Source organism: Acetomicrobium sp. S15 = DSM 107314 (assembly GCF_016125955.1).
Classification (GTDB): domain Bacteria; phylum Synergistota; class Synergistia; order Synergistales; family Thermosynergistaceae; genus Thermosynergistes; species Thermosynergistes pyruvativorans.
In genome coordinates, this window is the sequence record NZ_JADEVE010000199.1 from 1 (window position 1) to 314 (window position 314).

Consider the following 314-nt stretch of genomic DNA (forward strand, 5'->3'; position numbering starts at 1 on the left):
TGAAACACTAGATAAATAGAATTAAGCCGTTGCATGACAAATGCTATTTCGAAGGGGGGAGGCTTCTTTTTTAAGCGAACAAACTGCCGAGAGCACTGCGGTTTAGCGGAACGCCCGTCATTTTGCTTTCCGACGCTGTAATAGGTCATCTTCGAGAGAAGGTAATTTTGCCATCCGAAGGCGAGATTAAAATAGAAAACCGCAAATGCATATCCCGTCAAGGCACGTCGGGCATCATGCGCGCAATCGATACAATGTTTATTGCCATGCAGAGCAGCAATCAGCGACCACGAAAGTTCAAAGCCCATGACAAA

The 314-nt window shown here is 45.9% G+C and carries 1 protein-coding gene; it reads right to left on the minus strand.

What is annotated here, in order from left to right:
- On the minus strand, positions 1-314 hold a 314-nt coding region (locus EZM41_RS13620; protein ID WP_232619123.1), incomplete at both ends, for a hypothetical protein.